This is a genomic window from Arthrobacter sp. UYP6 (genome assembly GCF_040547315.1).
Taxonomy (GTDB): Bacteria; Actinomycetota; Actinomycetes; order Actinomycetales; family Micrococcaceae; genus Arthrobacter_B.
In genome coordinates this window covers 33,933-49,187 of record NZ_JBEPPM010000013.1, presented here as the reverse complement: position 1 = coordinate 49,187, position 15,255 = coordinate 33,933, and the positions used below count along the sequence as shown (strand labels likewise).

The window sequence follows — 15,255 nt, the reverse complement described above, 5'->3', positions numbered from 1 at the left end:
AGCACTGCGGCGGCTGGCCGGCCGATTGCTGACACTGAGGAACTACTCCAACCGGCCGGCAGGCTTCTTGTTGTTGTCCTCGTCGTCGTCGGAATTATCATCCGGAAGGTGCACGTCGGTGACGTTGACGTTGACTTCCAGCACCTCAAGTCCGGTGGCGTTTTCCACGGAACGGATCACGTTGCGGCGGATGCCCTGGCTGACCTCCACGATCGAGAAGCCGTACTCCACCACGATGCTCACATCGACGGCCGCCTGCCGTTCCCCCTTTTCGACGCTGACGCCATTGCTGACATTGGTCTGGGATCCGGGGATCCGGTCGGTCATTGAGCTGAAGGCCCGTCGCGCAGCATTTCCCATGGCATAAACGCCCGGGACCTCGCGGGTTGCCATGCCCGCGAGCTTCTGCACCACCGTCTCATCGATCGTGGTGTCTCCGTGCGGGGTGTGCAGGGGGCCGGATCTGCGAGCCGGATCTACATCAAAAGTGCTTCTCTCCGGGCTCTCAACCGCGCTGCCGGGGGTTGAACCGGAGGACCCTCCACTACCCTGCGATGTGGGCACCGGCCCGGCCGAAGGTCCGGATGGTTTCTGTGCATCTGCCATGTCATTCAACTCCTGCTTGGGACTGGATCCCCCAGGGATCGGGTACGAAGTTAAAGACGCGTGGCGCGGGCAATCGTCACGCCGTTGCGCAAAGTTCTTCTTCTCCGCCCGTGCCGGGGCGGACAGTATTCCGCGGCTTCAGACGGTCTGCGATATTTGGAAAAGGACCGACATCCGCCGGACCGGACAGGGGTGCCCATGACCACGGCTAAACCGACGGAAAAGTCCGGCACCTTTGCCCAGTCCCGCATCCCGTCGGAGTCCCGCGGACTCTCAGGGTTGGCCGGCCTGGACGAGGCCACCATTGTGGCCCGTGCCCAGGACGGAGACCTTTCCGCTTTTGAACATCTGGTGGAGACCTACCAAGGGCCCCTGTTCCGGCTGGCCTTGAGGATGCTCAATGACCGCGGAGAAGCAGAGGACGTAGTACAGGACACCCTGACCGCCGGGTGGCGTGCCCTCCCCGCACTTGACCGGTCAAGCGCCTTCGGGGGCTGGGTGTATCGGACAGCAACCAATCGTTGTTTCGACGTTCTCCGCCGCCGCAGCACCCATCCGGAAGACAGCATGGATGTGGCCGGGCTGTGGCCTGCCCTGGACCTGCCATCGGGCGATCCGCACCGCAAGGCCGAGACCACGGCGCAGTTCGAGTGTTTAGCCAAGGCCTTGGCCGGGCTGCCGCCTGATCAGCGCGCCTGCTGGCTGCTGCGCGAGCTCCACGACCAAAGTTACGCGGAAATTGGCGCGGCTCTGGGGATCGGCCCCGATACGGTACGCGGCCGCCTGGCCAGGGCACGGGAAAGACTTGGGGAGGCAATGATCCAATGGCACTAGATAACCGGTTCCCCCCGCTGGGCTGCGGGCGCACCGTCAACCGCATCTGGCTGGAGATGTACCTCCCCCCGGATCCCCACACCCGGACCTGCCCGGACTGCCGGACGGCCAGGAAAAATATGGAGGACCTGTACGCCGCAACTGATGCGCTCCGGGACCACGATCTGCGTCATCCCGGCCTCCGGCCGCCACACGGGCTCAAGGAGGCCGTTCTGCACGTGGCCCTCGCCCAGGCCCGGCGGGGCATCCGGCTCCCCCTGGCCGAAACGCTGCGCGGAAGCGTTGAAATCAACGACGTGGCCCTTGCCGGCGTCGTGCGGGAAGCCGCCCGGGATCTGGGCGGCGTTCGGGCGCGCCGCTGCCTCATTGACCAGGTTCCCGGTGCCGACTCAGGACTGCTGATCCACCTGCGCACGGCGGTGGCGCCCGGCGTCGACATCCGCCGCACCATGGCCTTCCTGCGCCTGCGCATCCGCGATGCCGTGGAGGCATCCGTGGGAATCGTGCCGCACACCGTCCATCTGACCGTAGAGGACCTCTACGATGACTGACCGCCCGGTTCAGGGAAAGGTGATCGGCAGCTCGGTCATTGCCGGCATCGCCGCGCGTGCCGCACGGGAAACGCCGGGAATTCTGCGGCTGGATACCACTTTGGGGCAGTTGATGGTCCGGTGGGGGGCCACTGCCCGGAACAATCTGCGCCGCGTTCCTGACTCCGGATCCCGGACGAGCTGCGACGGAGTCTACGCCTCCATCTCAGGAGGCCGGGCCACCATCGACGTGGAAGTGGCCACCGATGCCCGGTTCAACGCCCTGGAAGTAGCTGCCAACCTTCAGGAGCGGGTGCGCCAGGCCCTGCGCCGCACGGGTGTGGCGGCCGGAGCCATTAACGTCACCGTCTGTTCCATCGAGGAGCCTCCGCCCGCTCCCCCGTATCCGAGGTGGTGAACTGCTTTTGGGTTCATGGCAGAGCAACTTCACCCTGTGGGCTCCTGCCTGGGCGGCAGTGCGCGGCCTGAGCAGCACACCCGACGGCGACGCGGTGCTGATGGCGCCCGCCGGCGGCGGAGCGACGCCGCAATACGTTGTCACCTGGCCCGGCAGGGACACTCCCCGTGCGGCCGCAGAGGTTGCCGCGCTCCGCGGAGCGCGCCTGACGCTGGTGACCGATGATGCGGAAACCGCCGGCAGATTTGCCACCGGGCACGGGCTGACCTCGCTGTCCCGGCTGATGCTTCTCACCGCCGACCCCGCAGACCTGCCCCAGGTCCCTCAACTGCCTGAAGGCGCAGAAATTACCCTGACCGTCTTTCCGGAGTATTCCGTGGCCGAGATCAGTGCGTTCGGGGAAACCGTTGCGCGCGGACGGATCGCACCGGGAGACGGCTTTGCTGTGTTCGGCGGCATGGACATCCGGCGCGCCGACCCGGACCACACCATGGAGACCGCGGTGCTCGCCGCACTGGCTGATGAAGCAGCGGACCGGGACAGTCCGTTGATCCTCATGCCTACCCTGCCCAAATCTGCCCAGTGGTACGCGCGTCAGGGCTGGAGCTCCACCGCGGATGTCCTCACCTTCATGCGGACACGGGATGCCTAAAAACTCCTCACGCTTCCACTCAATAGATAATAAAGTCCACCATACGGAAGAAACTTGAGCTGAGGCATGTAAACTCCATCCCATCGAAGCAGTTGTGAACTGACAACGACGTCACCACTCGTGAGGGAGAAAAACCATGGCCATTGATGTGAGCGACCTGTCCCCCGTGGAGGGGGCCGAGAAGATTCTGACGCCGGAGGCGCTGGCGTTCGTCGAAGAGCTGCACCACCGATTCCGGACCACCAGGGACGAATTGCTGGCAGCCCGAACCGAGCGCCGCAACCGTATTGCGGAGGGTGAAAGCCTGGACTTCCTGCCCCAGACGGCGGACGTCCGCGAAGGAAACTGGACCGTGGCTCCGGCCCCCGCCGCCCTGACGGACCGGCGGGTGGAAATGACGGGCCCCGCTTCCCCGGCCAAGATGGCCATCAACGCGCTGAACTCCGGCGCCAAGGTCTGGCTGGCGGACCTTGAGGATGCCCATACGCCCACCTGGCACAACGTGGTGGACGCCCAGGTGAACCTGTACGGCGCTTCGCGCGGGGACCTCTCCTTCACCAGCACAGAGGGCAAGGAATACGCCCTGCGGGACGACGCACCCCTGGCAGTCATGGTTGTCCGCCCCCGGGGCTGGCATCTGCCGGAGAAGCACGTAACGATCGACGGCGAACCGGCAGTCGGCGCGCTCGTGGACTTCGGGCTGCACTTCTTCGCAAACGCACAGAAGCTGCTGGACGAGGGCTTCGGCCCGTATTACTACCTGCCGAAGATGGAAAGCCACCTCGAGGCGCGGCTGTGGAACGATGTCTTCACCTTTGCCGAAGAATACGTGGGCATCCCGCACGGCAGCGTGAGGGCCACCGTGCTGATCGAGACCATCCCGGCGGCTTTTGAAATGGATGAGATTCTCTACGAACTCCGTGACCACGCCTCCGGACTGAACGCCGGCCGGTGGGACTACCTCTTCAGCATGATCAAGGTCTTCCGCGACGCCGGCAAAACCTTCCTGCTGCCGGACCGCGCCGACGTCGCCATGACCGCCCCGTTCATGCGGGCCTACACCGAGCTGCTGGTGAAGACCTGCCACCGCCGGGGCGCCTTCGCCATGGGCGGTATGGCCGCATTCATTCCCAATCGGAAGGACCCGGAAACCACTGCCCGGGCGCTGGAGAAGGTCACGGCCGACAAGACGCGCGAGGCCAATGACGGCTTTGACGGTTCATGGGTTGCCCACCCGGATCTGGTGGCCACCTGCCGCGAGGTTTTTGACGGCGTTCTGGACGGGAAACCGAATCAGGTGGACCGCCTGCGGGATGACGTATCTGTGTCTGCTGCCGACCTGCTTGATGTCAGCACGGCCGGAGGATCGGTCACCGAAGCCGGCCTGCGCTCAAACCTCTACGTTGCCGTGGCTTACACGGCGGTTTGGCTCTCCGGAAACGGCGCCGTTGCCATCCATAACCTGATGGAGGATGCCGCCACGGCGGAGATCTCCCGGTCGCAGGTGTGGCAGCAGGTCCGCAACGGCGTTGTCCTGGAGGACACCGGTGCCACCGTCACGGACGAGCTGGTGGAACGTCTCCTGGCGGAAGAGACCGAACGCCTGCGCGGTGAAGTGCCGGAGGACCTCTTTTCCCGGTACTACGCGCCGGCAAGCATGCTGATCGCTGACATCAGCCTGTCTGAGGACTATGTGGATTTCCTGACTCTGCCGGCTTACGAGCTGATCGACTGAGGGCCGGTCCGCGGCTCCGCCACGCCGGCCGGAGCCGCGGACAGGTACCCGCGGGCCCAGCGGGCCACCGCTGCGTAGGCCCGCCGGCGCACGGGGGCCGGTGACAGGAAGACATCATGCACTGCGTCGGGGATCCGTGCCACGGTGACGCAATCGCCCAGGGACAGCGCGCGGTGAGCCACCACGTTCACGTCCAGCGCGACGTCGGAGGTCCCCGCGTTGACGGACCAGCGGGGCTGCAGATAACTCTTGTCCGAGAGCAGCACCAGCACGGGGATCTCCAGGTGGAGCCCGTCTGCCACGGCCGCCTGCGCCCGGAAGACGGCGTTGAGGAAAGCCAGGGTCACGGGGAACCCCCTCAGCGGCCGCCACTGCAGGTTGTAGGTCCACTCTCCGCCGAAGGCTGAGAAAGTGGACCGCGAATAGTTGCCGGGATCGACCGGAGGCAGCGGCGTCAGCGGACGGCGCTGGGCCTCCAGCCCGATCAGCGGTGCGATGACCCGCCGGCCCAGTTCCGTGGCCTGGAATTCAAGCCACGGACTATTGAGCACCAGGGCTGAGGCAGCCGTCGGATACCGGGCCGCCCACAGGCTCAGGGTGAGACCTCCCGTGGAGTGTCCCACGAGGATCAGTGGACGCCCGGGGGTCTGACCCTCCACATCGGGTTTCGGCCGCCCCATTGCGGCGAGCGCGGCGCCGATGTCGTCGTCGTAATCAGAAAGTTCGGTAGCGAATCCCGGGCTTTGTTCCGGCCGGAGGCTGCGGCCGTAGTTATGCAGGTCCAGGGCGTAGAACCGGGCGCCGGCGGCGGCCCAGTACTCTGCCAGCTCGGTCTGGAAGAAGTAGTCCGACCACCCGTGGACGTAAAGGACATCAGCGTGAGCCCCGCTTTCAGCGGGCGGCAGATACCTGACCAGTGTTGCCGGAGCTCCGCCGGGGAGTTCGAGGGTCAGCTGTTCGTATCCCTGCCCCAGAATATCCGGCTGCCAGGAATGGAGGGCGCCGGTTTTTCCTGCCGGTTCCTGCAAGGAGTTCCCTTCACGCCGCCCCGCAACGGGCAGGACCTGATGGCCCAGGCGGCTACTGTCCATGCTCCATACTGCCGCATCCCCGGTCACCGCGGCAGGGTTCAGCGGGCCGCGCCGGGCGGACCGGGGCTGACATGCAACCGTTGCAGGCGATCTTTGGCAAGATGGCAGCATGAGCCAAAGCCCCCGCCACACATCCGCGCTGCCGGCCCAGGAAGTACGGGCATTGTCCCGGGCACTTTCGGCCGGGGACGTGACCGTTTTTGTTGACGGCACTGCACTGCGCCTTCCCGCTGCCGCCCGCGACGCGGTGCTGGACCTGCTGGTCCGGATGGGACGGGGCGAAGATGTGGTGGTGACATCCCGGGACCCGGCAGATGGTGCGGAACCCCGGGCCGCCGCACGGGAGCCGGCGGCCCGGAACGGGTCCGGCATTCCCCTGCTGACGACGTCGCAGGCGGCGGCAGCGGCAGGAATTTCCCACACCTATCTGCGCAATCTCACGGACGCCGGCGTTATCCCCGTGGAATACCGCGGGACCCACCGCCGCATCCGGCTGTCCGACGTCGAAGCCTGGCTCCGGGACCAGCAGGCCCGGACAGCCCGGACGCAGGGCGGCGACATTTCCGGCGGACAGTGACTGCACCCCTCCCCTATGCTGATGGAAACACGGCGGTCCGCCGCCGCACCTGCGATGCAATGGAGCAAGCTGTGATTATCGGTATCCCCAAGGAAATCAAGAACAACGAGTTCCGGGTGGCCATCACGGCCTCCGGCGTCCATGAGTTCACCACCCGCGGGCACACGGTGCTAGTGGAGGCCGGAGCCGGAACGGGTTCCAGCATCAGCGACGCCGAATACGCCCGCGCGGGTGCCCAAATCCTGGACTCCGCGGACGAGGTCTGGGGCCGGGCCGGACTGGTCCTGAAGGTCAAGGAACCGGTGGAGTCGGAGTACCGCTACTTCCGGTCCGATCTGGTGCTGTTCACCTATCTGCATCTGGCTGCGGCACCGGAGCTGACGCGGGCCCTGATGGATTCCGGCACCACTGCAATTGCCTATGAGACGGTGCAGGAAGGACGCCTGCTGCCGCTGCTGGCGCCCATGTCCGAGGTGGCCGGGCGGCTTTCCGTCCAAGTGGGTGCGCAGTGCCTGACCTCCCCCGCCGGCGGTCCGGGACTACTCCTGGGCGGCGTGCCGGGCGTACGTCCGGCAAAGGTGGTGGTGCTGGGTGCCGGCGTGGCGGGCACCAATGCCGTGGCCGCGGCAGCCGGAGCCCAGGCCGATGTAGCCGTCCTGGACATCAACATTGAACGGCTGCGCCAGCTGGATGCCCAGTACGCCGGCCGCATCCGCACCATCGCGTCCAACGCCTTTGAAATTGAACGGGCCCTGGTGGACGCGGACCTGGTGATCGGTTCGGTCCTTATCCCGGGAGCCCGGGCGCCGAAGCTGGTCAGCAATGACATGGTTTCGCGAATGAAACAGGGCAGCGTCCTGGTGGACATCGCCGTGGACCAGGGCGGGTGCTTCGAGGACAGCCGTCCCACCACCCACCAGGATCCGACCTTCCGGGTACACGGATCCCTGTTCTACTGCGTGGCCAACATGCCCGGAGCCGTGCCCAACACCTCCACCTATGCGCTGACCAACGTCACCCTTCCGTACGCCGTCGCCCTGGCCGACCGCGGCGTCCGCGGCGCATTTAATGCCTCCCCGGCACTGGCCCGCGGGCTGAACATTGCCGGCGGCAAAGTGGCGCATGCGTCGGTGTCCACGGCGCTTGGGCTGGATCTGGCGGATGACTGGGCCGCGCTGCTGCCTGCCTGATCCCGGTGGTCGGGACGGCGGGGCGCCGCAGCCGTCCCGACCGCCGGCACTTACCCGCGGCGGCGCCTATCCCGCGGTGAAATGTGTCTGGGCAGGCTCGCCGTTCAGCCGGGCAACCATCTCCGCCGCGAGAACCCGAACCTTGAGGTTGCGTCCGTTGGAGGCCCGGCGGAGCGTGTCAAAGGCTTCCTGCTGCGTGCAGCGGTTCTGTCCCATGATGATTCCCACCGCCAGGTCAATGTCAGTGCGCGAGGCGAGCACGGCCTGAAGGTCTTCAACCGTAGCGGCATGCTGGGAAACCCGCACGGCGAGGAGCAGGGCGTGAGAGGCCTCGGCGGCATAGGTCCGGGCCACGCGCCGGAAATCCTCGTCAAAGACGTCCGGGTCCTTGGCATAAAGGTTCATGGCTGCCTTGGCGTGGCCGCCAAGTTTCAGCGGAACCGAGTACATCGACCGGATGCCGTAGTCCCTGATGTGCTCCATATACTCCGGCCAGCGCGAGTCCGAAGCGGCGTTGCCGACGTGGACCTCATCCTGGATCCGGATGGCGTGCAGGCAGGGCCCGTCGCCAAAGGCATACTGGATTTCATCCATCTGCAGCGCTTCGCGGTCGCTGCTGGCCACGGTGAACTGGTGATCGCGGGAACGCTGAAGCGTGATGCCGCAGTAAGTGGTGCCCCGGACTGACAGGGAGGACGCGGACAGCCGGGCAAGTTCCTGAAGGAAGTCCTGTACGTCCTCATGATGGACCAACAGGTCCTGCAGCTGCGCCCACTGGGCCGTTTCTGACATCAGCTCGTCCATATTTCCTCTATTTGGTTCCGTGCCGTTGTGAGGGCGGTCGGCACCGCCGGCCCGGAATTGTCTGCCGTGCGATTCGATATTACGATAAAGAACTCACGGTCAAGACGCGGCCATGGCATTCTGCGAACTTTTAAGCAGAGGATACCCATGGATTCCGCAGTTCAACGTCCCGTCTGCCATCAGTGCGGCGTGGACGACTACCTGATTTTTGAGTCTTTCACTCCCCCCGCCGGTGATGTTCCCGGCGTGGTCAACTACACATGCTCCGCCTGTGAATCCTTCGCGGGTCATCCGGTTCCGGCGGATTGGACCCCTCCAAGGTGGCGCAGTTGAGTCCTGACCGCAACACGGCGGGATACGTTCCGCGGCTTCTCTCCGCAGCGGCCTTCGTTACCAACCGGGCAACCGAAACATCGTTGGCCGAGCTGCGGCTCACCCAGGAACGTACCGCGGTTTTGCGCCTGCTGGTCGAGTCCCCCGCGGGTGAGGCCATGATCGCCGAAGCCTCCGGCCTGCCTGCCGGGTGCGTCCGGGACTGTGTCCTGGCCCTGCAGTGCTGCGGCTACATCACTTCCGGCCCCGATGGGCTGTGGGCAGTTACCCCCTCCGGTGCGAAGATCCAGGCCTCGGCGGACGACGCCGAAGTCCGGCTCATGTCCCGCGGCAACGACGACGTCGGGGCACTGCGCCAAGAGCTGCACGCTCTGATCCAGGCCCTGACGCCGCCGCCCGCGGATCCCGCTCCGAAATAGAGCCCCACTTCCGCTCAGTTACGCGAGGATCGTCGGAAAACGCTCCCACACCCGGTGGTTGGCCAGCAGTCCGCTGATTTCAGCAGCGACGTCCTCGGCCGTTCCGGCCACCACGCCGGGTGCATCCAGGGGGATGCCGGCAGCCATGAGGACTGAAGCGCCGTCGTTCCAGGTGCCGATGGCCTTGGCATGCCTGAAGGTCTCTGCCAGGAGCAGGGTGACCCGCGGATCCAGGGAAGGATGACCCTCAGGATTGCCAGCCTTGGCGTCCAGACTGTCGACGGCATCGGGAGCGGCTGCCCCCGAGGCTGCCACCACCACGGCGTCGAATTCGGTGGAACGCGCCGTGAGATAGGTACGCTGGACGGTCACTTCGCCGCCGAGTTTACCTCCGTGCGGGGCAATGACCAGCGGGACCATACCCTCCGCGTGCAGTGATGCGAGGACCGCTGAAAGCGCACCAAGATCGGTGGCATCATCCGCCACCACCCCCACCACACGGCCGGCGACCGGCCAGGATCCGCCCAGCTGGCTCAGCGCGGGGCTGGGCGGGGTGTCTTCCACGGCAACATTGGGAGCGGGAGCCTCAAGTCCAAGCCCTGTCGCCACTTCGGCGGCCAGTCGCTCATCGATGTTCGCGAGTGCCTGGAGCTGGCGCAGGCGGATGTTCTCCTCATAGCACTTGCCCAGTTCAAACGTGTAGGCCTGCACCACGTGGTCCTGCTCCACGGCCGTCAGGGAACGGAAGAACATCCGCACCTGGCTGTAGTGGTCGTCGAAGGTGGCTGGATTCTCACGCACCTTGCGGGAGGCAGGCACCTCGGCGGGGACGTCGATAAACGCACCCATGTCCGCGCCGGCCATAAAGGGACAGCCGCCGTCGAGCGAATTGGGATGGTAGGGCGCCACACCGGAATGGTCGGCATCCTGATGAAAACCGTCGCGGAGCATGTCATTGACCGGAGCATGCGGGCGGTTGATGGGGATCTGGCTGAAGTTCGGCCCACCCAGACGGGTCAGCTGTGTGTCGATGTAGGAGAAGAGCCGGCCCTGCAGCAGCGGGTCATTGGTGACGTCGATCCCGGGCACCAGATGTCCGGGGTGGAAGGCCACCTGTTCGGTTTCCGCGAAGTAATTGGTGGGGTTGGCGTTCAGAGTCATGGTGCCGATGATCTGCACGGGAGCCAGTTCCTCGGGAACCATTTTGGTGGGATCGAGCAGGTCGATGCCCTCGAACATCTCATCTTCGGTGTCCGGGAAAACCTGGATGCCCAGGTCCCACTGCGGGAAGGCACCGGCTTCAATGGCGTCGGCGAGGTCACGGCGGTGGAAGTCGGGGTCCATACCGTTGATGATCTGCGCTTCTTCCCAGACCAGCGAATGCACACCCTGCCGGGGCTTCCAGTGGAACTTCACCAGAGTGGTTTCACCCTTGGCGTTGATCAGGCGGAAGGTGTGGACGCCGAAGCCTTCCATCGTGCGGAAGGAGCGCGGGATGCCGCGGTCGGACATGTTCCAGATGGTGTGGTGCTGGGCTTCGGTGTGCAGGGAGACAAAGTCCCAGAAGGTGTCATGGGCACTCTGCGCCTGCGGGATCTCCCGGTCAGGATGCGGTTTGCCGGCGTGGATGACGTCCGGGAACTTGATGGCGTCCTGGATAAAGAACACCGGAATGTTGTTGCCAACCAGGTCATAGTTGCCCTCGTCGGTGTAGAACTTGGTGCTGAAACCGCGGGTATCCCGGACCGTGTCCGCGGAGCCGCGGGAACCCAGCACCGTGGAAAACCGCACAAACACCGGCGTTTCGGTTCCCTTGGCCAGGAATCCCGCCCGGGTAATGCCCTCGGCCGCGCCGTTGGCTACAAAGACGCCGTGGGCAGCTGCGCCGCGGGCATGGACAACGCGCTCGGGAATGCGCTCGTGGTCGAAGTGCGTAATCTTTTCCCGCAGGTGGTGGTCCTGCAGAAGGACCGGTCCGCGGGGGCCGGCCTTGAGGGAATGGTCCGTGTCCCGCAGCCGCGCTCCCTGCGCGGTGGTCAGGAACCTTCCGCTCTGGCCATTCGAGGCCTTTGGTGCGCCGGTGGGAACGCCGGTGGGAGAAACCGTCTCCGGTCCGTCCTGGTCAGACTTGGGCGGCAACGGTTCCCGCGGTTCGGTGGGCTCGGCCAGAGACGGTGTTTCCGGCGACGGGACGCCCGGGATGGGGAGATCGGGTACGGATGTGCTCTTGTCAGACATGAAAGCCTCCATCATGGTTCGGACCTGAGAGCAGCCCGAGTGGGGGCCGCTGTCCAACCACCCTACTGAATTAGTAAGCCTGCTGACACTTATTCCGCTGTCACCGCTTCGACGAGCTTCAACCACCCCTCGGTGATCCGCTCCAGGGACATACCGGCCGTCCGGTGAAGGTGCAGCAACAGGCCCGCTTCCAGAAATGCTTCCAGCTGATAGGCCGTCAGTTCGGGATCCCGGACGCCGGGAAGTGCCGCCAGAAGCATCGTGAGGTGGCTCAATTCGAGGACTCTTACAGGGTGCCGGTGTTGAGTGAAGCCGTCCACATCGGCTGCACGGCGCAGTTCTCCGGTGAGTTCCAGTGCTCGAATCCGCGCAGTACCAAACGCCTGCAGCCGCTGCAGCGGCGCTTCCGCCGGACCCAGCGGAGCAGGGCCGCTCATATAGCTTTCCTGAAAGCCCCGCTGGGCGTGGTCCAGCAGGGCCTGCATCAGCCCCGCCCTGCTGCCAAAGCGCCGAAAGACCGTACCCTTCCCCACGCCGGCCCGCCGCGCCAGGTCATCCATGGTCAGCGCTTCCACGCCGCGTTCGGAAACGATATCCAGAGCCGCCTCCAGGAGCAGACGCCGGTTTCGGGCAGCGTCCAGCCGCTCACATCCGAAACCCGCTTCTCCTGATCTGCTCATCTGCATGCGCGAAAGTCTAGCGCGTGAGGAATATAAACGGACCGCGGTCCGTTTATATTTGAGATGCATCATCCGTGCCGTCACCGGCACGGTCCCCGATAGGAGTTCACTTGAGCACTAAAGTACTTACCCTGGTCGGCAGCCTTCGCACCGGTTCAGTCAACCGCCAGCTTGCGGAAGCAGCCATCCTCAACGCCCCGGAGGACGTTGAGCTCATCATCCACGAGGGCATTGGCACCATTCCGTTCTACAACGAGGACATCGACGTCGAGGGATCCGTTCCCGAAGCTGCCGCCGCCCTTCGCACAGCTGCAGCGGCTGCCGACGCCCTGCTGCTGGTCTGCCCGGAATACAACGGGACTATGTCCGCCGTCCTGAAGAACAGCATCGACTGGCTTTCTCGTCCGTTCGGCTCCGGCGCCATCTCCGGCACGCCCGCCGCCGTCATCGGAACCGCATTTGGCCAGTACGGCGGAGTCTGGGCCCATGATGACGCCCGCAAATCCCTGGGCATCGCCGGCGCCCGCGTGGTTGAGGATGCGCGCCTATCCATCGGCGGCTCGGTGACGCGCTTTGCCCAGATCCACCCGAAGGACGATCCTGAGGTGGCAGAGCAGGTCCGCACCGTAATTTCGTCCCTGGCCGAAGCGTCCACCTCCGCTGCGGTCTAGCCTTACGACGAGGGCCTTGAAGGCCCATCAAAGATTAAAGGAGGACGGGACCGACTGCCCGAGCGCAGCTGGTCCCGTCCTCCCGCATGAGGCGGCTACTCCCAGAAGCCGCCGGCCCACGCCGCGTCCCGCAGGTAGTCGCGCGCGGGACCAACGTCCCACAGCTCCCCGCTCGACGCGACAATTCCCATGTCCCGCAGATCTTCAACAACGTCCTGGGAGCACCCCAGGACCTCTGACAGGTCCTGGGAACTGGCAGCTACCACCAGCTCGTTGCGACTTTCCACGGAATTCTCCTTTCAGATGCGCTGATTATTCTTGAGACCTGTGCCTGTCCTGCAGGGGAAGCTACTGCCTATCCAGCAGGGCAGCTTCGCGTTCCGTGCTCCAGCTCCGCGCATACAGTCCCAACGCGGCTTCTTCGCGGAGGGAGAGTCCCAAACGATTAAGGAGCATGTGCGCCTGATAGACCGTCAGGTGCTGTGCGCTCCGGCTCAGTCGGGCCTTGTCCGCCCGGTAAAGGTAGCTGTCGATGGTCCGGGACCACCGGCGGCGCCAGTTTTCCACGGCATTTTCGGCTGCAGTAGCCGCCATTAATCGATGGGTGGGCGTCACCTTCGCTGCCACCTGCACCGTCATCGCCTGACGCACACTTCCCGACCGCTGGCCGAACCCCGCCGTGCAACTACGCAGATGGCTGTCCCAATAGTAGTCCCAAGAGATCCTCCGCCGGTCAGGCCAACTTGCCGAACGCGGTCCCTTCATCATGGCGCGTGCGGTATCAAAGAGCAGCAGGGAACCAAAGGCCCATCTGTTCTGAACCTTGGGGAAGCGTGCTGTTGCCCAGGCCCCCAGCTCTGATGAGAGTTCAAAGACTTCTTCAGCCAGTGCCAATCCTTCAATGCCGCCGTATTTGGCCAGATCGGCTTCCAGCCGCGGGTTCTGCTGCTCCATTCCGGCAGGGCCCATCCGGTCCGTGGCCGGCTCGCTGAACTGCTGGGTCATTTCCAGGTGCCCAATCACACCCGTTGCCTGTTCACGCAGTGCGGCCAGCAGGCACTGCAGCCGCTCGATGGTTTCCGGTTCCCCGAGAATCCGAAGCCGGACATGTGCGTTGGCCGGCTCCATGCATCTGGTGTAGTACCACCGCTGAGCCCCCTGCGCCTGGGCCCGTGCCGCCAGCGGGGTAACCAATTCTCCAATGATGCCGTCCGCTACATCGAAGCCCCCGGTATAGAAGGAGAGCGTCCACCACTGTGCGGTTGAGCGAGTTCGTGAGGCGTTTCGAACTGCAGTCAGCTGTGTCATGGCGTGCATCCCCTCCGGGGTTGGTGCTTGGCTACCGCCGCTGGGCGGGACTTACTGTTTACTTTTACGGTTGCTGAAAGGTTGGTTTGTTCCCCCTGGGGGGAGGTTGCTAGATCCAGTCCCAAACTTTGGTGGTCATCTTCATTCCCCTCCTGTACCTGCGGCTGGTTCTCCAGCCTGTGCGGTTGTTTGACTCCGAAAGCTTCCCCCGCTGCGCAAGGCCCCGTCTACCCTTTCCGGTGCCCGGTTCCTGTCATGACCCGATTCACCCTTGCGTCAGCGTGCAGCGGTGTCGCGCTGAGCCCTTATCCCCCGGGATCAGCGCAATGTGGCCGCGTTTTTGCCAGCTGGTCTAGCCGCTCCGGAATCTGGCATTAAGCGGACATGTCAGTCTTTTCGTTGGCGTCCGGGCCGTCATCCGCCCCTCTGCAAGTCAACCCGACGCCGTCGGCCTGCTGCTCCGGAAGCTTTGCGCGGAGGATTTCCCGGATATAGTCGCGGTTCATCGCTGACACCGTCAGCCCGTCGCCGCCATAGTGTTCCACGCAGAGGGGGCCCTCAAACCCGGCTTCCAGCGCCATGCCGATCGCCTCCCGGTAATTGATGAAGCCAAGAGCCAGGGGGCGGGTGCCGATGCATAGGCACCGGTAGCCGGGTCGTAATCACGGAAATAGTTCTTCAGCTGCCAATAGTTGGTGTGCGGAAGCATTTTCTGCAGCATCTCGCGCCAGTCCTCCACCTCGCGGTGGAGGCGGACAATGTTGCCGATGTCGGGGCAAAGCCCCACGTTGGGCAGGTCCGCTGCCGTGACAAGCTCCACTGAGCTGTCAGCCGTACCAAGGAAGGTTCCTTCATACATCTCCAGGGACAGGCTTACTCCGCGTTCGGCGGCGTACTCTCCCAGCTCCCGGAAACGGTGCGCCGCCTTCTCTCGGTTCACGGGTGTCTCCTCATCCTCAGCCCCCTGAGCCAGCCAGAACCAGGTCACGTCCTTCTGCGCGCGCAGATGCTGTGCCTGGGATAGCGGGTTGTCGGCGTCGAGTTGGCCCGCCGCCTGGCCAAAGAATGGCTCGGCTACGTATTTGACCCCGCCAGCTCCTCAGCCGAGAAAGTGGATGCGATCAGCGGATACGAAAAGGGATAACCTCCGCTCCTGACCGCTCGCTCCC

The 15,255-nt window shown here is 64.8% G+C and carries 18 protein-coding genes and 1 pseudogene; 10 read left to right on the top strand and 9 right to left on the bottom strand.

The window, feature by feature from the left end:
- Positions 1 to 42 precede the first annotated feature (42 nt).
- Complete coding sequence (locus ABIB35_RS12100) at positions 43 to 606, bottom strand: Asp23/Gls24 family envelope stress response protein (RefSeq protein ID WP_354181715.1); 564 nt, start codon at positions 604 to 606, stop codon at positions 43 to 45.
- Between the two features lie 198 nt (positions 607 to 804).
- Here ABIB35_RS12100 and ABIB35_RS12095 point away from each other — a divergent pair, with 198 nt between their 5' ends.
- The 5 genes from ABIB35_RS12095 to aceB all read left to right on the top strand — a co-directional run bounded on the left by ABIB35_RS12095 (position 805) and on the right by aceB (position 4,775).
- Positions 805 to 1,440 (top strand): RNA polymerase sigma factor, encoded by a 636-nt coding sequence (locus ABIB35_RS12095; RefSeq protein WP_354181714.1) that lies wholly within the window; start codon positions 805 to 807, stop codon positions 1,438 to 1,440.
- The gene (locus ABIB35_RS12090; protein ID WP_354181712.1) at positions 1,431 to 1,991 is read left to right on the top strand and encodes an Asp23/Gls24 family envelope stress response protein; all 561 of its coding nucleotides are present in this window, start codon (positions 1,431 to 1,433) and stop codon (positions 1,989 to 1,991) included. Before ABIB35_RS12095 ends, ABIB35_RS12090 begins: the two co-directional genes overlap by 10 nt.
- Positions 1,984 to 2,388 (top strand): Asp23/Gls24 family envelope stress response protein, encoded by a 405-nt coding sequence (locus ABIB35_RS12085; protein ID WP_354181710.1) that lies wholly within the window; start codon positions 1,984 to 1,986, stop codon positions 2,386 to 2,388. Before ABIB35_RS12090 ends, ABIB35_RS12085 begins: the two co-directional genes overlap by 8 nt.
- Before the next feature lie 7 nt (positions 2,389 to 2,395).
- Entirely contained in the window at positions 2,396 to 3,040 is a 645-nt protein-coding gene (locus ABIB35_RS12080) for a hypothetical protein (RefSeq protein WP_354181709.1), read from the top strand.
- Between the two features lie 136 nt (positions 3,041 to 3,176).
- Positions 3,177 to 4,775: a malate synthase A gene (gene aceB, locus ABIB35_RS12075; RefSeq protein WP_354181708.1), complete on the top strand. Its 1,599-nt coding sequence runs from the start codon at positions 3,177 to 3,179 to the stop codon at positions 4,773 to 4,775.
- Here the strand turns inward: aceB and ABIB35_RS12070 are convergent.
- Complete coding sequence (locus tag ABIB35_RS12070) at positions 4,757 to 5,866, bottom strand: alpha/beta hydrolase (RefSeq protein ID WP_354181706.1); 1,110 nt, start codon at positions 5,864 to 5,866, stop codon at positions 4,757 to 4,759. The two genes, aceB and ABIB35_RS12070, sit on opposite strands and share 19 nt — an antisense overlap.
- A gap of 109 nt (positions 5,867 to 5,975) precedes the next feature.
- Here ABIB35_RS12070 and ABIB35_RS12065 point away from each other — a divergent pair, with 109 nt between their 5' ends.
- On the top strand, positions 5,976 to 6,443 hold the full coding sequence (locus ABIB35_RS12065; protein WP_354181704.1) for a helix-turn-helix domain-containing protein: 468 nt from the start codon (positions 5,976 to 5,978) through the stop codon (positions 6,441 to 6,443).
- A 71-nt stretch (positions 6,444 to 6,514) separates the two neighbouring features.
- Positions 6,515 to 7,633, top strand: coding sequence for an alanine dehydrogenase (gene ald / locus ABIB35_RS12060; RefSeq protein WP_354181702.1), 1,119 nt, complete (start codon positions 6,515 to 6,517; stop codon positions 7,631 to 7,633).
- A gap of 66 nt (positions 7,634 to 7,699) precedes the next feature.
- Here the strand turns inward: ald and ABIB35_RS12055 are convergent, their stop codons facing one another.
- A complete protein-coding gene (locus tag ABIB35_RS12055) occupies positions 7,700 to 8,437 on the bottom strand; it encodes a GAF and ANTAR domain-containing protein (protein ID WP_354181701.1) in 738 nt (245 codons plus the stop codon).
- Positions 8,438 to 8,766: 329 nt separating this feature from the next.
- Here ABIB35_RS12055 and ABIB35_RS12050 point away from each other — a divergent pair, with 329 nt between their 5' ends.
- Positions 8,767 to 9,189, top strand: coding sequence for a hypothetical protein (locus ABIB35_RS12050; protein ID WP_354181700.1), 423 nt, complete (start codon positions 8,767 to 8,769; stop codon positions 9,187 to 9,189).
- 18 nt (positions 9,190 to 9,207) lie between these two features.
- Here the strand turns inward: ABIB35_RS12050 and ABIB35_RS12045 are convergent, their stop codons facing one another.
- Positions 9,208 to 11,427 carry a catalase gene (locus ABIB35_RS12045; RefSeq protein ID WP_354181699.1) on the bottom strand — a complete coding sequence of 740 codons (2,220 nt, stop codon included), beginning with the start codon at positions 11,425 to 11,427 and terminating at the stop codon, positions 9,208 to 9,210.
- A gap of 89 nt (positions 11,428 to 11,516) precedes the next feature.
- Positions 11,517 to 12,107, bottom strand: coding sequence for a TetR/AcrR family transcriptional regulator (locus ABIB35_RS12040; RefSeq protein ID WP_354181698.1), 591 nt, complete (start codon positions 12,105 to 12,107; stop codon positions 11,517 to 11,519).
- Between the two features lie 110 nt (positions 12,108 to 12,217).
- Here ABIB35_RS12040 and ABIB35_RS12035 point away from each other — a divergent pair, with 110 nt between their 5' ends.
- A complete protein-coding gene (locus ABIB35_RS12035; RefSeq protein WP_354181697.1) occupies positions 12,218 to 12,778 on the top strand; it encodes an NAD(P)H-dependent oxidoreductase in 561 nt (186 codons plus the stop codon).
- Between the two features lie 95 nt (positions 12,779 to 12,873).
- On the opposite strand, the gene ABIB35_RS12030 is transcribed toward ABIB35_RS12035, so the two are convergent.
- The 4 genes from ABIB35_RS12030 to ABIB35_RS12015 all read right to left on the bottom strand — a co-directional run bounded on the left by ABIB35_RS12030 (position 12,874) and on the right by ABIB35_RS12015 (position 15,026).
- Positions 12,874 to 13,065 (bottom strand): hypothetical protein, encoded by a 192-nt coding sequence (locus ABIB35_RS12030; RefSeq protein ID WP_354181695.1) that lies wholly within the window; start codon positions 13,063 to 13,065, stop codon positions 12,874 to 12,876.
- A 61-nt stretch (positions 13,066 to 13,126) separates the two neighbouring features.
- The gene (locus ABIB35_RS12025; protein WP_354181693.1) at positions 13,127 to 14,086 is read right to left on the bottom strand and encodes a lantibiotic dehydratase C-terminal domain-containing protein; all 960 of its coding nucleotides are present in this window, start codon (positions 14,084 to 14,086) and stop codon (positions 13,127 to 13,129) included.
- 374 nt (positions 14,087 to 14,460) lie between these two features.
- On the bottom strand, positions 14,461 to 14,592 hold the full coding sequence (locus tag ABIB35_RS12020) for a hypothetical protein (RefSeq protein WP_354181692.1): 132 nt from the start codon (positions 14,590 to 14,592) through the stop codon (positions 14,461 to 14,463).
- An 11-nt stretch (positions 14,593 to 14,603) separates the two neighbouring features.
- Positions 14,604 to 15,026, bottom strand: coding sequence for a sugar phosphate isomerase/epimerase family protein (locus ABIB35_RS12015; RefSeq protein WP_354181691.1), 423 nt, complete (start codon positions 15,024 to 15,026; stop codon positions 14,604 to 14,606).
- An 84-nt stretch (positions 15,027 to 15,110) separates the two neighbouring features.
- Here ABIB35_RS12015 and ABIB35_RS12010 point away from each other — a divergent pair.
- Positions 15,111 to 15,230: pseudogene (locus tag ABIB35_RS12010) on the top strand (D-erythrulose-4-phosphate isomerase 1); the annotation flags it as partial.
- Positions 15,231 to 15,255 lie beyond the last annotated feature (25 nt).

Excerpts from the sequence above, each read along its gene's own strand:
- ABIB35_RS12100 (WP_354181715.1), bottom strand. The coding sequence starts at position 606 with ATGGCAGATGCACAGAAACCATCCGGACCTTCGGCCGGGCCGGTGCCC.
- ABIB35_RS12095 (WP_354181714.1), top strand. The coding sequence starts at position 805 with ATGACCACGGCTAAACCGACGGAAAAGTCCGGCACCTTTGCCCAGTCC.
- ABIB35_RS12090 (WP_354181712.1), top strand. The coding sequence starts at position 1,431 with ATGGCACTAGATAACCGGTTCCCCCCGCTGGGCTGCGGGCGCACCGTC.
- ABIB35_RS12085 (WP_354181710.1), top strand. The coding sequence starts at position 1,984 with ATGACTGACCGCCCGGTTCAGGGAAAGGTGATCGGCAGCTCGGTCATT.
- aceB (WP_354181708.1), top strand. The coding sequence starts at position 3,177 with ATGGCCATTGATGTGAGCGACCTGTCCCCCGTGGAGGGGGCCGAGAAG.
- ABIB35_RS12070 (WP_354181706.1), bottom strand. The coding sequence starts at position 5,866 with ATGGACAGTAGCCGCCTGGGCCATCAGGTCCTGCCCGTTGCGGGGCGG.
- ABIB35_RS12065 (WP_354181704.1), top strand. The coding sequence starts at position 5,976 with ATGAGCCAAAGCCCCCGCCACACATCCGCGCTGCCGGCCCAGGAAGTA.
- ABIB35_RS12055 (WP_354181701.1), bottom strand. The coding sequence starts at position 8,437 with ATGGACGAGCTGATGTCAGAAACGGCCCAGTGGGCGCAGCTGCAGGAC.
- ABIB35_RS12045 (WP_354181699.1), bottom strand. The coding sequence starts at position 11,427 with ATGTCTGACAAGAGCACATCCGTACCCGATCTCCCCATCCCGGGCGTC.
- ABIB35_RS12040 (WP_354181698.1), bottom strand. The coding sequence starts at position 12,107 with ATGAGCAGATCAGGAGAAGCGGGTTTCGGATGTGAGCGGCTGGACGCT.
- ABIB35_RS12025 (WP_354181693.1), bottom strand. The coding sequence starts at position 14,086 with ATGACACAGCTGACTGCAGTTCGAAACGCCTCACGAACTCGCTCAACC.
- ABIB35_RS12020 (WP_354181692.1), bottom strand. The coding sequence starts at position 14,592 with ATGAACCGCGACTATATCCGGGAAATCCTCCGCGCAAAGCTTCCGGAG.